At 65.2% G+C, this 13848-nt stretch carries 14 protein-coding genes; 8 read left to right on the top strand and 6 right to left on the bottom strand.

The annotated features are described in order from the left end of the window. Positions 1-1908: an acyl-CoA synthetase gene (locus tag RPS27_RS30115; protein WP_313754856.1), complete on the bottom strand. Its 1908-nt coding sequence runs from the start codon at positions 1906-1908 to the stop codon at positions 1-3. A gap of 249 nt (positions 1909-2157) precedes the next feature. Here RPS27_RS30115 and RPS27_RS30120 point away from each other — a divergent pair, with 249 nt between their 5' ends. Next, positions 2158-3237 carry a SecDF P1 head subdomain-containing protein gene (locus RPS27_RS30120; protein ID WP_313754857.1) on the top strand — a complete coding sequence of 360 codons (1080 nt, stop codon included), beginning with the start codon at positions 2158-2160 and terminating at the stop codon, positions 3235-3237. A 242-nt stretch (positions 3238-3479) separates the two neighbouring features. Continuing rightward, the gene (locus RPS27_RS30125; RefSeq protein WP_211418965.1) at positions 3480-4286 is read left to right on the top strand and encodes a Crp/Fnr family transcriptional regulator; all 807 of its coding nucleotides are present in this window, start codon (positions 3480-3482) and stop codon (positions 4284-4286) included. 7 nt (positions 4287-4293) lie between these two features. Here the strand turns inward: RPS27_RS30125 and RPS27_RS30130 are convergent, their stop codons facing one another. Then, a complete protein-coding gene (locus tag RPS27_RS30130; RefSeq protein ID WP_313754858.1) occupies positions 4294-4935 on the bottom strand; it encodes a glutathione S-transferase in 642 nt (213 codons plus the stop codon). A 206-nt stretch (positions 4936-5141) separates the two neighbouring features. Between RPS27_RS30130 and murI the strand changes: the two genes are divergently transcribed. From murI to RPS27_RS30160, 6 genes are all read left to right on the top strand, one after another. Then, the gene (murI, locus tag RPS27_RS30135; RefSeq protein ID WP_211418963.1) at positions 5142-5939 is read left to right on the top strand and encodes a glutamate racemase; all 798 of its coding nucleotides are present in this window, start codon (positions 5142-5144) and stop codon (positions 5937-5939) included. 61 nt (positions 5940-6000) lie between these two features. Next, complete coding sequence (locus RPS27_RS30140) at positions 6001-6774, top strand: HpcH/HpaI aldolase family protein (protein ID WP_259213782.1); 774 nt, start codon at positions 6001-6003, stop codon at positions 6772-6774. A gap of 81 nt (positions 6775-6855) precedes the next feature. Next, on the top strand, positions 6856-7224 hold the full coding sequence (locus RPS27_RS30145; protein WP_313754859.1) for a cupin domain-containing protein: 369 nt from the start codon (positions 6856-6858) through the stop codon (positions 7222-7224). Between the two features lie 105 nt (positions 7225-7329). After that, positions 7330-8097: an acyltransferase gene (locus RPS27_RS30150; protein WP_313754860.1), complete on the top strand. Its 768-nt coding sequence runs from the start codon at positions 7330-7332 to the stop codon at positions 8095-8097. A 199-nt stretch (positions 8098-8296) separates the two neighbouring features. Continuing rightward, complete coding sequence (rpsD, locus tag RPS27_RS30155; protein ID WP_027548656.1) at positions 8297-8914, top strand: 30S ribosomal protein S4; 618 nt, start codon at positions 8297-8299, stop codon at positions 8912-8914. A gap of 88 nt (positions 8915-9002) precedes the next feature. Beyond that, positions 9003-10070 carry a threonine aldolase family protein gene (locus RPS27_RS30160; RefSeq protein WP_313754861.1) on the top strand — a complete coding sequence of 356 codons (1068 nt, stop codon included), beginning with the start codon at positions 9003-9005 and terminating at the stop codon, positions 10068-10070. Positions 10071-10178: 108 nt separating this feature from the next. On the opposite strand, the gene RPS27_RS30165 is transcribed toward RPS27_RS30160, so the two are convergent. From RPS27_RS30165 to grxD, 4 genes are read right to left on the bottom strand one after another with little or no spacing between them, the layout of a single operon-like run. Next, positions 10179-11441, bottom strand: a complete 1263-nt coding sequence (locus tag RPS27_RS30165) for a serine hydrolase domain-containing protein (RefSeq protein ID WP_313754862.1) — start codon at positions 11439-11441, stop codon at positions 10179-10181. Position 11442: 1 nt separating this feature from the next. Continuing rightward, positions 11443-12729 (bottom strand): serine hydrolase domain-containing protein, encoded by a 1287-nt coding sequence (locus RPS27_RS30170; protein WP_313754863.1) that lies wholly within the window; start codon positions 12727-12729, stop codon positions 11443-11445. 43 nt (positions 12730-12772) lie between these two features. Next, positions 12773-13327, bottom strand: coding sequence for an O-acetyl-ADP-ribose deacetylase (locus tag RPS27_RS30175; protein WP_313754864.1), 555 nt, complete (start codon positions 13325-13327; stop codon positions 12773-12775). Positions 13328-13329: 2 nt separating this feature from the next. Next, the gene (grxD, locus tag RPS27_RS30180; RefSeq protein WP_181769420.1) at positions 13330-13656 is read right to left on the bottom strand and encodes a Grx4 family monothiol glutaredoxin; all 327 of its coding nucleotides are present in this window, start codon (positions 13654-13656) and stop codon (positions 13330-13332) included. Positions 13657-13848: the final 192 nt, after the last annotated feature.

A 13848-nucleotide genomic window follows, 5' to 3' on the forward strand; every position in this document is an offset into this window, starting at 1 on the left:
CTATGCCTGCACCACCTCATGCCGCATCACGAACGGCGCGAGCAGCGTGTGGACTTCGTCCGCAACCGCTTCGCGCTGGTCCGGCGGCAGCCCGGCAAGCGTGACGGTCGCGATGGACCCGTGGCTGCCATGGGCACCGACCTTGACCTTGCAATCGATGCCGCGCTCGACCAGTGGCGATAGCACCTTGGTAAAGACGCGCTCGGCCGCGTCCCAGCGCAGCTGCGGCTTGAACACCTTGCCGACGCCGGTCACCGGCATCGGATCGATCGGGATGACCTGCACCGGGACGGCGGCCCGCTCCGGCGTGCGCTCACGCACCCACGTTTCCAGTTCACCGGGCTCGACCTTGGCGCCCGGCTTCAACTGCACGTAGCCCACAGGCAATTCGCCGGCATAGGCGTCGGGCTGGCCGACCACGGCAGCGAAGCCGACCGCGGGATGGCGGAACATGATCTCCTCGATCGGCGCCGGGTCGATGTTGTGGCCGCCGCGGATCACCAGGTCCTTGGCGCGGCCGGTGATCCAGAGATAGCCGTCGGCATCGAGCCGGCCGAGATCGCCGGAATTGACCCAGACGTCGTCGATGAAGGCGCCCTTGTTGTGCTCGTCGTTGAGGTAGCCGCTGAACACGCCCGGCCCGGCCATGATGACGACGCCGATCTCGTCCGGCTTGCAGTCGCGGATCAGGCGGCCGTCGGCGTCGAGCTGCACGATGCGCACGCGCGCATAAGGCATCGGCAAGCCGACGGAGCCGAGCCGGATCGGTCGTGACGGATAAGCCAGCGTGTGCACGCTCGACGTCTCGGTCATGCCGTAGACTTCGACCACCGGCAGCTTCAGCTTCTCCTGGATCGCAGAGCCGACGGCGACGGGGATCGCCGAACCGCCGCCGGCGGCATATTTCAGGCTGGAGATATCGGCATTGCCCGGCGGCACCGCGAGCGTCGCGGCCAGCACCGTCGGCACGCTCGACAGCGCCTCGGGCTTGAAGCGCTCGACCAGTCCCCAGATGTTCTTGACCGCATTCGGATTGCGCCAGCCGCTCGGCGACAGCACGACCAGCGAGCCGCCGCTCGACAGCATCGTCAGCACCTGAGTCAGCGATCCCCCGACGTGAAACAGCGGCATGCCGAACAGCAAATTGGTGCCGGGCTTCCCCTTCAGCAGCAGATTGAGCGCCCACGCCTGATAGACCTGGTTGGTATGGGTGTGCCGCACCAGCTTCGGCGTGCCGGTGGTGCCGCCGGTGTGGAAATAGGCGGCGATGTCACTGCCGCGAATCTTGCGCCCGCTGACGAGCCGATCCGACGGCTGCTGCTTGATCAGGTCGCCAAAGGCGAAGATGCCCTTGTCCGGATCACCGCCGCCGAACACCTGCACGGTCGCCTTGAGGTGCTTGAGCTGCGGGCGGATCTGCTCGACCTTCTGCCAGATGTCGGTGCCCGGCATCGGCCCGAGCGCGACCAGGATCTTGGTGTTCGCAGCCTCCAGGATTTCCGCGATCTGGTGCGGTTCGAGCAGCGGATTGACGGGATTGGCGATGCCGGCGGCCTCCGCGCCGAACAGTGTCACGAAGGCATCGGGCACCAGCGGCAGCATGAAGCTGATGACGTCGCCCTTCTCCGCACCGAGCGCGTGAAACATGTTGGCGGCCTGCGTGACGCGCGCGATGAAATCGCGGTACGTGACCACGACCGGCGTATCGGCGGGATCGGCGTTCTGCAGAAACTGGAGCGCCGCTCCGTCGGGGTTGCGCGCCGCGCCTAACGTGATGGCGTCGTAAGTGCTCTCGGCTGCGATGCGCTCGGCGTAGGGCACCTGCTGGAAGGCCTGCACCTCCGCGTCGGTCTGAAGATCAGGATAGTCGTTGCCGATGAGCCGATCGAGCGCGTGGATGCCCGCCATGGAATTCCGTCCTCCCTCAGGTTCATTTCCCCGCCTCCTGTCTTTTGACATTTTGGGTCGACGAGGCCCGAACCGGTGACCGGTCGAGCGCGGACAGAATGATGGATGATTTGGCGTTCGTCCATTCCCTAACGAGTGCGGCGATCAGGCTCGGCCTGGACGGCCATTGAACCTCCACGCCCGATCCGGGGACCAAAAACCGGCACTGGACTTCCTTGCCAGCGTCCTGCCGCAAGACTCGAGGTTATCATGATTGGGCCCCTGCGAGACCGCTTCACACGGCTGATCGTCGCGCTCGTCCTCGTCCCGGCCATCGCCCTGCCCTGCACCGCGCTCGCCGACAGCCAGTTCGACAAGATGCGCGCCAAGATCGCGACCGTCGTCGCCGACAAGATGGAGAAGCTGGGCGGCTCGCGCATCATCTACAAGGTGGACAGCGAGGGTTTGCGCGAGAGCGTCGTCACGGATTTGCGCGACGACGTCTACAAGACCCTGCGCGAAGGCAGGATCGCCTTTTCGGGCCTTGCGATCCGCGACGGCGGCGTCGAATTGAGGATCGCGGACGCCAGGGGCCGCGAACAACTCGCTCGCAAGCTCGCATCAGACGCGGAGGGACTGCCTTCGCACGCGCTCACCGTGACGGATGGCGGCGACGGGCTGGTCAGGCTCGCGCCGACCGATGCCGCGTCGGCTGCGCGGCTGCACGATCTCGTCGACGATTCCATTGCCATGATCGAGCAGCGCCTCAAGGACGCCGGCATCAAGCTCGCCAGCGTCCAGCCGGATGGGACGGATCGCATTCGCATCTTCCTGCCCGGCATGATGGAGCCCGAACGGATCACCGCGACCTTTGCCAGGAAGGTCAAGGTCAGCTTCCGCCTGATCGATCTCTCGATGGCGCCGGAGCAGGCACAATCCGCCACGCCTCCGGCGGGCACGGAAGTCCTGCTCGGCCTCAAGGACAACAAGCCCTATCTCGTTGCCAGGGACAGCGCGCTCGAGGGCGACGATATCAGCCATGCGGGCCCGGGATTTGCGAGCGGCACGAAGGAGCCGATCGCCTCGTTCCGCTTCAACGGCCGCGGCACGCGCCGCTTCGCCCATATCACCGCAGAGAATATCGGAAGGCCCTTCGCCATCGTGCTCGAGGACAGGGTGATCTCCGCCCCCGTGATCCGCGAACCCATCACCGGCGGCTCGGGGCAGATCTCCGGCAATTTCACCCTGGAGGAAGCGAGCAGCGTGGCCATGATGCTGCGCGCCGGCTCACTGCCGGGACATCTTGGCCTCATCGAGCAGCAGGTCGTGCAGCCCGCCGCCAAGCCATAAGCCGAAGATCGCCCCCCGCCCTGGGGCAGCAGCCCCCTCCGCGCCGCCGTCCCTGCCCGAATCACGGCCGCCGCGGCTAGCGGGACAACCAACGGGCAATTGCCGAAACGCCCGATCGGGCTAAAATTTGTCTCTTGCGACATGGCGGCTGAAGGCTTCATTTCAGGCGGCCGTCATGCGATTTCGGCTATACGTGTCGAGCACACCGACCAGGACTGAAGGCCTTACGCGGGATTAGTACCATGCCGTCCGGCAGCGCAGACATTTCCTCGATCCTCGACCGCATTCTCGAGGCGGCCACGGACAACCTCAGGATCGCGAAGATCCTGGTGCAGATGGGCCTCGATCCCAACAACGTCACCTACGACGCGATCTTCAACCGGCTGCTGGAGATCTTCGTCAGCAACATCACGCTGGCCAATATGTTCGCCGTGGTCGGGGCGGTCTTCTTCGTCGCCACCCTCTTGATGCGGACGATGGTGCCGCTGCGCGTCGCCAACATGATCGGCTGCGCGTTCTTTGCGATCTTCGGCGCGCTGTCCGCCAACGTCGCAACGTTCCTGCTCTATCTGCTGATGCTTCCGATCAACGCCTTGCGCCTGCGGCAGATGCTCAAGCTGGTCAAGAAGGCGCGCCATGCCGCGGAAGGCGACATGTCGATCGAATGGCTCAAGCCCTTCATGACCGAGCGCAGATATCGCCGCGGCGACACGCTGTTCAAGCTGGGCGATCCCGCGAAGGAAATGCTCCTCACGGTCACCGGCAAGTTCCTGGTCAAGGAGATCAACGTCGAGATCGGGCCGGGCGCACTGATGGGCGAGCTCGGCTTCCTGACGCCCGACAACCGGCGCACCGGAACGATCGAATGCATCGAAGACGGCCAGGTGCTCACGATCACCTATGACCGGCTGCTCGAGATCTACTTCCAGGATCCGCAGTTCGGCTATTATTTCCTGGTGCTGACCAGCCAGCGCCTCCTGCAGAACATCGATCGCCTGCAGAAGCAGCTGGCGACGGAACGGGCCGCCACCACGAACAGGATCGCGTGACCGCCACTCAGCTCAGCAGCAGCGCCATGCCCGGATCGCCCTTCTCCATCGCGCGCCTATAGGCTGGACGGCCGCCGATGCGGCCGAGATATTTGACCACGTTCGGGTAACGCTGGAGGTCATAAGGCTGGAAGTAGCGCATCGTGGTGAGCGAGAAGCCGATCATGATGTCGGCGGTGGTGAAGGTGGTGCCGGCCAGATATTCGGCATCGCGGACGCGCGCATCGACCAGATCGAAGGCACGGCCGACGCGCCCTTTGGTGGCGACCAGCATCGAATTGTCGTCGGCGAGCTTGAGCCGGCTCAGGATCATCAGGCGGCCCATGCCGGCCTGCAGCGTGCCGTTGGCGAAGTGAAACCAGTACAGGAACTGGGCGAAATCCGGATCATCGGGCCGGAGCACGAGGCGCCCATTGCCGTATCTGGCCATGATGTAGTCGACGATGGCGCCGGATTCGGCCAGCACGAGATCGCCGTCGGTGATCACCGGCGCCGCCCCGATCGGATGCAGCGCCTTGTAGTCGGGCGGCGCCAGCATGGTGACGGGATCGCGTGTGTAGCGCTTCAGCTCGTAAGGAATTCCCAGCTCCTCACAGAGCCAGACGATGCGCTCGGACTGCGATTTGCCGAGATGATGGACAGTGAGCATGACGCCTCCTGGAAGCGCAAATTGGACCAGCCGCGAGGTATCTTACGCCCTCGTTCGGAGAGGTGTGCGTCGTACCTACCTCTCCCCCCGGAATTTTGCGGATATGATCGGGCGCGCGAAATGAGCCTCGCCAACGCGTTCTGGGTGCTCCGCCGCAAAACCGCCCCAAAAACCGAATGGTAACCATGGTGGGCTAGGGTAATGACGTGACCAATTCTCCGACGATCCTGATGTTCGATTCCGGCCTTGGCGGGCTCACGGTGCTGCGTGAGGTCGTGGCGGCGCGCGCCGACGCGCACTTTGTCTACGTCGCCGACGACGCCTTCTTCCCCTACGGCCACCACAGCGAGGACGAGATCATCGCCCGCGTCGTGCCGCTGATGGGGGAGCTGATCGGCACGCATGACCCTGATATCGTCGTCATCGCCTGCAACACGGCGTCCACCCTGGTCCTGTCTCACTTGCGCGCCGCCTATTCCGTGCCCTTCGTCGGCACCGTGCCGGCGATCAAGCCGGCCTGCGCGCAGTCGAGGACCCGCCGCGTCTCGGTGCTCGGCACCAAGGGCACGGTGAAGCGCGAATACACCAAGGCCCTGATCCGCGATTTCGCGCAAGGCTGCGAGGTGACGCTGGTCGGCTCACCCGAGCTCGCCTCGCTCGCCGAAGCCGCGCTTGGCGGCCACCCGATCAGCGACGGCGACGTCCTTGCCGAGCTCGCCCCCTGCTTCGTCGGCGATGCCGAGGACGCCGGCGCACGCACCGACACAATCGTGCTCGCCTGCACCCATTATCCGCTACTGCTGGACCGTCTGAAGCGGCTGGCACCCTGGCCGGTCGACTGGATCGATCCGGCGCCGGCAATCGCCCGCCGCGTCTCGGATCTACTCGGCCCGCGCACTGGTGACATCGTGCAGGCCGGCGCCGAGATGATTTTCACTTCGAACCGCGCGCACGGCCTTTCGGCCACGCTGACGCCGTTCTTCGGCGGGCGCGCGCTGGCCTGACTTTGCGCCTCGGTGCTGCGCTGTTAGGCTTCGCCGTCGTCACCTAGCTGCAGGCCTTCCCATGTCGATCCCGTCCACGCCACTCAACCGTCTCCGCCAGCTCTGGCGCGACGGGCGCCCCGCCTTCGGCGCGATCGCGACCATCCCGAGCGTGCAGACGGTGCAGATCATGGCGCGCTCGCTCGACTGGATCATCGTCGATCTCGAGCATGGACCGATCGGGCTGACCGAAGCGCACGCGATGATCGCCGCGACGACGGGCACGCCGTGCACGCCCCTGGTGCGGATCGCGGCCAACGAGCCGTGGCTTGCCAAGGCGCCGATGGACATCGGTGCCTTCGGCATCAACTTCCCGATGATCACAAGCCGCGCGGACGCCGAAAAGGCGGTGCGCAGCGTGCGCTATCCGCCGCGCGGCGATCGGCTCTGGGGTCCCTTCCATGCCCCCTTCCGCTGGGGCCAGTCGATGCCGGACTACATGGCCAGCGCCGACGACGAGATGATCTGCATGATCACCATCGAGCATGTCGAGGCCGTCAACCGCATCGACGAGATCATGGCGACGCCGGGCATCGACGTCGCGGTGATCGGCCCCGGCGATCTCGCGACGTCCATCAACAAGCGCGGCCAGATGGACGATCCGGAATTGCTGGAGCTGGTCGCGCGCGCGGAGGCCGGCATTCTCAGAAGCGGCGTGCCGATCGGCGGCGTCGCCCGCACCGCCGACCAGGCCAACGCGCTTGTCGATCGCGGCTACCGCGCCATCGCGCTCGGCTTCGACTGGTCACTTTTCCAGCGCGGCATCATGGCGGCGTTCGACGGCATCAAGCGCTGAGCCAGCTGATTGCCACCTTGCCGGGAACCGCGACGCTGCTAGGGTCGCGCCCGGGAGGAAAACAACCATGCTAAAAAGACTTTGCTCGCTTTGACCTTTGCCGGCCTTGCCGTGGCCGCCTTCGCCCAGCAGCCCGGAATCAAGCGCACCCCGCTTCAGAAGGTCGAATTCCCGGAGGGCTATAATACCGTCACCGCCATCGCGGAAATCCCGGCCGGGGGCACCGCCGGGCGTCATACCCATCCCGGCATCGAGACCGGCTACGTCCTGGAAGGCGAGCTGAACCTCCTCATTGATGGGCAGCCCGAGAAAACCCTGAAAGCCGGCGATTCCTACCAGATCCCGGCAGGTGTCGTGCACGACGCCAAGGCTCATGGCGATAAGGCCATGAAGGTGCTGGGAGTTTACGTCGTCGACAAGACCAAGCCTCTGGCCTCGCCGGCGCCCTGATGCGTCGAACCGACCGGCCCCAGGCGGGTTGGTTCGTGCTAAAGCAGGCGGCGAGCGGGAACCCGCTCGCTGCACATTTTTTCATCTGCGGGAATTGAACGAGCGATGCGCGGGACGCCCAAGACCATTTCGCTGCCGCGCCGCCTGATTTGCGACCTCATGCGGGCGTCGATGGACGTGCCGTTCGTGTCGCTGTCTCGTTCGCTCCAGATCTGCCCCCTGCTGGAGGCCCGCGCCGGGGCAGCCGCGCCCGCCGGCTGGGCCGCGATGTTCGTCAAGGCCTTCGCCCTGGTCGCCCGGGACGAGCCGATCCTGCGCACCGTCTACGCCAAATGGCCCCGTCCCACGCTCTACGAGCTGCCCAGGAGCGTGGCGCTGGTGGCAATTGCCCGGGTCGAGGCTGGCGAGGAATGCGTGATGCCGCAGCGAATCGCGGCGCCCGAGGCCATGGCGCTGGCCGCGGTCGAGGCGGAGATCCGGCGCGCCAAGACGGCACCGATCGACGACGTCCCGATGTTCCGCAAGATCATGCGGGCGACCCGCCTGCCGCTGCCGCTGCGCCGCCTGTCCTGGGCGATCGGCCTGAATTTCGGGCGGCAGCGCGGCAACTGGTTCGGCAGCTTTGCGGTCAGCTCGGTGGCCGCCTATGGCGGCGGCGAGCTCCATCCGGTCACGCCGGGCCCCTTCATCGTCAGCTACGGATTGGTCGAGCCCGACCAGACCATCCACGTCGTGATCCGCTGGGATCACCGGGTCACCGACGCCGCCCCCATTGCCCGGGTCCTGACCCGGCTGGAACAGGTCCTGAACACAGAAATCGCTGCCGAATTGCGAGCGGCCGGCGCAAAGCCCATCCGGGCAGTCGGGACGTGATTCCGGGCCATTCGCATTGACAGCGAACCCCAAACTCCCCTAAAAGCCGCCTGCTCGCGGGCCGATTTCGGCCCGCGAAGCGTTTCGCGACCCGTGGTCCACTCCCTTAAGCTTTGGGGATCGGACCTGTCGGTGCCGGGATCCATCCCGTCACACAGGAGGGCGCGTTTCCTCAAACCATGCAACCGAAGAGGACGCGATGACTAAGCGCAGTGAGGCGAAGTACAAGATCGATCGCCGTATGGGCCAGAACATCTGGGGCCGCCCGAAGAGCCCCGTGAACCGCCGCGAGTACGGCCCCGGCCAGCACGGCCAGCGCCGCAAGGGCAAGCTCTCCGACTTCGGCGTGCAGCTGCGCGCCAAGCAGAAGCTGAAGGGCTACTACGCCAACATCAGCGAGCGCCAGTTCCACGGCATCTATGTCGAGGCGAGCCGCCTCAAGGGTGACACCGGCGAGAACCTGATCGGTCTGCTCGAGCGCCGTCTCGACGCGGTCGTGTACCGCGCCAAGTTCGTCTCGACGATCTTTGCCGCCCGCCAGTTCATCAACCACGGCCACATCAAGGTGAACGGCCGCAAGGTCAACATCTCGAGCTACCAGCTCAAGGTCGGCGACGTGATCGAGGTCAAGGAAGCCTCCAAGCAGCTCGCCCATGTGCTCGAAGCCAGCCAGCTCCCCGAGCGCGACACGCCCGATTATCTCGAAGTCGACCACGGCAAGATGACTGCGAAGTACATCCGCATCCCCGGCCTCTCCGACGTGCCGTTCCCGGTGCAGATGGAGCCCCATCTGGTCGTCGAATTCTATTCGCGCTAAGATCTGAATATCGAAAGGCCCCGGTTCGCCGGGGCCTTTTTGCTTAAGAGCCACACTTCAGTGGCCGCAACGCGTTAGGAGCCGTCGTATGCTCTACACCCCTCCCCCCATCGATCCCAAGGCGCCGCCGGTGCGCATCAATCTGCTCTCGGATACGCAGACCAAGCCGACCGCGGGAATGCGCGAGGCCATGGCGCGTGCCGAGGTCGGCGACGAGCAGGTCGGCGACGATCCGACCGTGAATGCGCTGTGCGAGCGCGTTGCGGATCTGCTCGGCAAGGAAGCCGCGGTCTACATGCCCTCGGGCACGATGTGCAACGTCACCGCGACGCTGGTGCATTGCCGCCCCGGCGACGAGATCCTCGCGCATGAGACCGCGCACATCATCGCCCGCGAAGGCGGCGCGCATGCCGCGATCGGCGGCTTCCAGGTCACGCAGCTCAAGGGCCCCGACGGCCAGTTCACGCCGGAAACCTTTCGCAAGGCGCTGCATCCGCGCACGCGCTACCAGCCGCCGCAGACAGTCGTGAGCGTCGAGCAGACCGCCAACATCGGCGGCGGCACGATCTGGAAGAAGGCCGCGCTCGACGAGATCGTCGCGATTGCCAAGCAGCATGGCCTCGTCACTCACATGGACGGCGCGCGCCTGCTCAATGCCACCGTCGCCAGTGGTATCTCTCCGCGCGACATGACCGCCGGCTGGGACTCGGCCTGGATCGATTTCTCCAAGGGCCTCGGCGCGCCGATCGGCGGCGTGCTCGCAGGCTCGCGCACCTTCATCGGCGCGGTCTGGCAGTGGAAGCAGCGTCTCGGCGGCTCGATGCGCCAGGCCGGAATCTGCGCCGCCGCCTGCATCTACGCGCTCGACCACCACGTCGACCGCCTCGCCGACGACCATGCCAATGCACGGGCCCTCGCCCGCGGGCTGTCGCAGATCGCAGGGATCGAGGTGCAGGAGCCCGAGACCAACCTCGTGTTCTTCAAGCCCGACGGCGCCGGCATTGCCGGCGACAAGATGGTCGCGGCGCTGCGCCAGCGCGGCGTCACGCTCGCGATGATGGACGGACGCATCCGCGCCTGCACTCATCTCGACGTCGACGCGGGCCAGATCGAGGAGACGATCGGCTACGTGCGCGAGATCGTGCGCGGAGCGTAATTGAGCTGCCGTAGCCCGGATGGAGTGCAAGCGTAATCCGGGTCATCTTTCGGCGGCAAGACTCCCGGATTGCGCTGCGCTCCATCCGGGCTACGAAGCCATCCGCGCTCACCGCCCCATCGCCTGATAGATCAGCGTCTTCAGCGCCAATTGAATCCGGCCGCGCTGCGAGGGCGTCTGCACCATGAAGATTCCGAACAGATCGTCTTCGGGATCGATGAAGAAGAAGGTGCCGCCGACGCCGTCCCAGCGATATTCGCCCAGTGGCCATGACGTCCCCGGCGGCACCGAGGTGCGCACGGCGAAGCCGAGGCCGAAGCCGGAACTGCCGCCCGGATAATAGTTCTGGTCGCGCCCGATGTTGGTTTCGGGGCCGACGTGATCCGACGCCATCAGCGCAATGGTCTCGGGCTTAAGATAGCGCCGGCCTTCATACGTGCCGCCATTCAGCAGCATCTGCGCGAACCGCGCATAGTCGCCGACCGTGCCGACCAGGCCGGCGCCGCCCGATTCCCAGGTCACGGGCCGCCTGACGTCGCGTATTTGCGTCGTCGGACTGATGTTGCGATCCTCCGGCATCGGCTCGGCGATACGCGGAAACTTGGCGGCATCGGCGACATGAAACGCGGTTTCGCTCATGCCGAGCGGATCGAGCAGCCTTTCCTTTTCGAACTGGAACAGCGTCTTGCCCGAGATGATTTCGACAATGCGGCCGAGCACGTCGGTGGCAAAGCCGTAATCCCACACCGTGCCCGGCTGCTCGGCGAGCGGCAGCGTCGCGAGCTTCGCGACGAAATCGGCGTTGGACAGATCGCTATTGAAGAGATTGGCCGCAGCGTAGAGCTCGCGCACCGTGCTGCCGCCCGTGGCTCCGTAGGGCAGGCCCGCGGTATGACGCAGCAGATCCTTGATCGTGACGGGACGCTGTTGCGGCTCCAGCGTGAGCGCAACCTTGTCCGCCGTGCCCCTCCTCTCGACGCCGACCTTCATCTCGGCAAAAGCCGGAATGTACTTTGCGACGGGATCCTCAAGCGCAAGCCTGCCCTCCTCGACCAGCATCATCGCCATCACCGACGTGATCGGCTTCGACATCGAATAGAGGCGAAAGATCGTATCCGCGCTCATCGGGATCGCGGTGGCGACGTCGCGGACACCGAAATTCTCGCAATAGACCGGCTTGCCGTGCTGCTGCAGCAGCAGGATGGCGCCGGGGATCTTCCCGGTCGCGACCTCGTTCCTGATGTAGGTGGAGACCTTCGCCAGCCCTTGGGCCGAGAGCGTGCGGGCAGCACGCGTCTCGGAGCCGGCCTTCGCACCGGCCACTCCGACCAGAAGAACGAGCGCCGCGAGAAAGGCGCGGCGCCTGCTCATGTCACTTCTCCATGGCTTCGTAGACCAGCTGCTTCAAGGTCCGCTGCACGCGCTGGCGCTCGGTCGGGGTCTGCTCCAGCAGCACGAAGAACATGTCCTGCTTGGGATCGATCACGAAATAGCAGCCGGACGCGCCGTCCCACTTCAATTCACCGAGGTCGCCGGGCGGCGGCGGCTTGGCGTTGCCGGGATCGGTGCGGACCGCGAGCCCGAGGCCGAAGCCGAAACCGTCGCCGGGGAAGTAGAAATAATCGCGATCGACGCCGGAGCCCGGGCCGATCTGGTCGGTGGTCATCAGCTTGAACGTCGCGGGCTTGAGGATGGTCTTGCCGTCGAGGCTGCCGCCATTGAGCAGCATCTGCGCGAAGCGCTCATAGTCGGCCATGGTCGTGACCATGCCGCCGCTGGCGAACTGGATCTTCTTGACGACGGTCGGATCGTTGATCCGGCCGACCCGGAAATCAGCATCGTTCGGCACCGGCTGCGCCATCAGCTTCTGCTTCTCGGGGGCGGTGACGAAGAAGCCGGTGTCGACCATGCCGAGCGGATCGAGCAGCTTCTCCCGCATGATGTCGATCAGCGGCTTGCCGGCCGCGATCTCCATCACGCGCGCCAGGACGTCGGTGGAGTGGCCATATTGCCAGAGCGCGCCCGGCTGGTTGTGCAACGGCAGTTTCGCGATGCGCTCGGCGAACTCGGCAAGATCGAAATCGCCGGCATAGATGTTGGCGTCGCGATACGCCTTGCGGACCAGGCTGTCGCCATAGAAGCCATAGGTGATGCCCGAGGTGTGCGTCATCAGATCGTGCACCGTCATCGGCCGGTTGGGCGGCACCAGCTCCAGCGACTTGGTGCCGTCCTCGGCCTTCTTCTCGACGCCGACCTTCACATTGGCGAAGGATGGAATGTATTTCGAGACGGGATCATCGAGCTTGATCTTGCCATCTTCGACCAATTGCATCGCTACGACCGAGGTGATCGCCTTGGACATCGAGAACAGGCGGAAGATGGTCTTGTCGGTGATCGGCGCCTTGCTGACCACATCCTGCACGCCGAAGGCTTCGTGATAGACCGGCTTGCCGTGCTGCCGGATCAGGACGGTTGCGCCGGCGATCTTGCCGGTCGCGACCTCGTTCTTGAAGAACTCGCTGATCCTGCCGAGCTTGTCCTGGTTGAAATGCGCGCCGGCCGGAATCTCGTAAGTGCCGTCCGCCCGCGCCAGCGACATCGCGCCGAGCGATACCAGCGCGCCGCAAACCAGCGCACGCAGTCCAGACTTTGAAGTCATATCCCCTCCCCGGAACATGGTCCGGCGGAGTGTACCGACCGCCTCAGTCGGCACAAGGGCCGGCGTGGCGAGCAAGCGCCTCGGCATGGAGTTTGGCGCCTGGCTCGGCGAAGCAGCAGAACACGACCCGGGTCACGGACGGCGCAGCCGCCAGGCCCTTGATCGTCGTGCGCACGGCGATGTCGGCAGCCCGGTCGGCGGGAAAACGGAAAACGCCGGTCGAAATCGCGGGGAATGCCACCGAGGCCAGCCTGTGCGTCCCGCACAGCTCCATCGAACGGCGATAGCAGGAGGCGAGCAGGCCATCCTCGCCGATCGTGCCGCCGTTCCAGACCGGCCCGACCGTGTGGATCACATGGGAAGCCTTGAGCCGGTAGCCCCCGGTGATCTTGGCATCGCCGGTCTTGCAGCCGTGGAGTGTGCGGCATTCGGCAACCAGATCGGGGCCGGCTGCCCGATGGATCGCGCCATCCACGCCGCCCCCGCCAAGGAGCGACGTGTTGGCTGCGTTGACGATGGCGTCAACGCTCAGTGTGGTGATGTCGGCAACAATGACCTCGAGCACCGCGCCGCCAATCCGGCGCGTCGGCACGGTCACGATCAGGCGGCGACGACGACGCCCTTCTCGGAGAACAGCTGCTGCAGTTCGCCAGCCTGGAACATCTCGCGGACGATGTCGCAGCCGCCGACGAACTCGCCCTTCACATAGAGCTGCGGGATGGTCGGCCAGTTGGAGAAGGTCTTGATGCCGTTACGCAGTTCTGCGGATTCGAGAACGTTGAGGCCCTTATAGCCGACGCCGATATGGTCGAGGATCTGGACGACCTGGCCGGAGAAACCGCACTGCGGAAATTGCGGCGTGCCCTTCATGAACAGAACCACGTCGTTCGACTTCACTTCGTTTGCGATGAATTCCTCGATGCTCATATCCATGTCCTTTTGGGGCGAAGCCCTCACCGATCGCTTCGGGCTGGCTCAGCCGATCTAACCCGATACCTGCCTATATATGTAGCCCAAACCGTTGTGCATCCAAAGTAAAATGGCGGCGACAAGCTCCCCGGTGGCCGGCTTGACCCCAGCGGGCCCCAAGCCCGGTCCATAGGCTGATGACATCAATAT

The sequence above is a fragment of the Bradyrhizobium sp. WYCCWR 12699 genome (assembly GCF_032144035.1).
In the GTDB taxonomy this organism is placed as follows: Bacteria; Pseudomonadota; Alphaproteobacteria; order Rhizobiales; family Xanthobacteraceae; genus Bradyrhizobium.

Coding starts and splice junctions, on each gene's coding strand:
- RPS27_RS30140 (WP_259213782.1), top strand. CDS start 6,001: ATGTCGATCCCGTCCACGCCACTCAACCGTCTCCGCCAGCTCTGGCGC.
- grxD (WP_181769420.1), bottom strand. CDS start 13,656: ATGAGCATCGAGGAATTCATCGCAAACGAAGTGAAGTCGAACGACGTG.
- RPS27_RS30165 (WP_313754862.1), bottom strand. CDS start 11,441: ATGAGCAGGCGCCGCGCCTTTCTCGCGGCGCTCGTTCTTCTGGTCGGA.
- rpsD (WP_027548656.1), top strand. CDS start 8,297: ATGACTAAGCGCAGTGAGGCGAAGTACAAGATCGATCGCCGTATGGGC.
- RPS27_RS30160 (WP_313754861.1), top strand. CDS start 9,003: ATGCTCTACACCCCTCCCCCCATCGATCCCAAGGCGCCGCCGGTGCGC.
- RPS27_RS30115 (WP_313754856.1), bottom strand. CDS start 1,908: ATGGCGGGCATCCACGCGCTCGATCGGCTCATCGGCAACGACTATCCT.
- RPS27_RS30125 (WP_211418965.1), top strand. CDS start 3,480: ATGCCGTCCGGCAGCGCAGACATTTCCTCGATCCTCGACCGCATTCTC.
- RPS27_RS30130 (WP_313754858.1), bottom strand. CDS start 4,935: ATGCTCACTGTCCATCATCTCGGCAAATCGCAGTCCGAGCGCATCGTC.
- RPS27_RS30120 (WP_313754857.1), top strand. CDS start 2,158: ATGATTGGGCCCCTGCGAGACCGCTTCACACGGCTGATCGTCGCGCTC.
- RPS27_RS30170 (WP_313754863.1), bottom strand. CDS start 12,729: ATGACTTCAAAGTCTGGACTGCGTGCGCTGGTTTGCGGCGCGCTGGTA.
- RPS27_RS30150 (WP_313754860.1), top strand. CDS start 7,330: ATGCGCGGGACGCCCAAGACCATTTCGCTGCCGCGCCGCCTGATTTGC.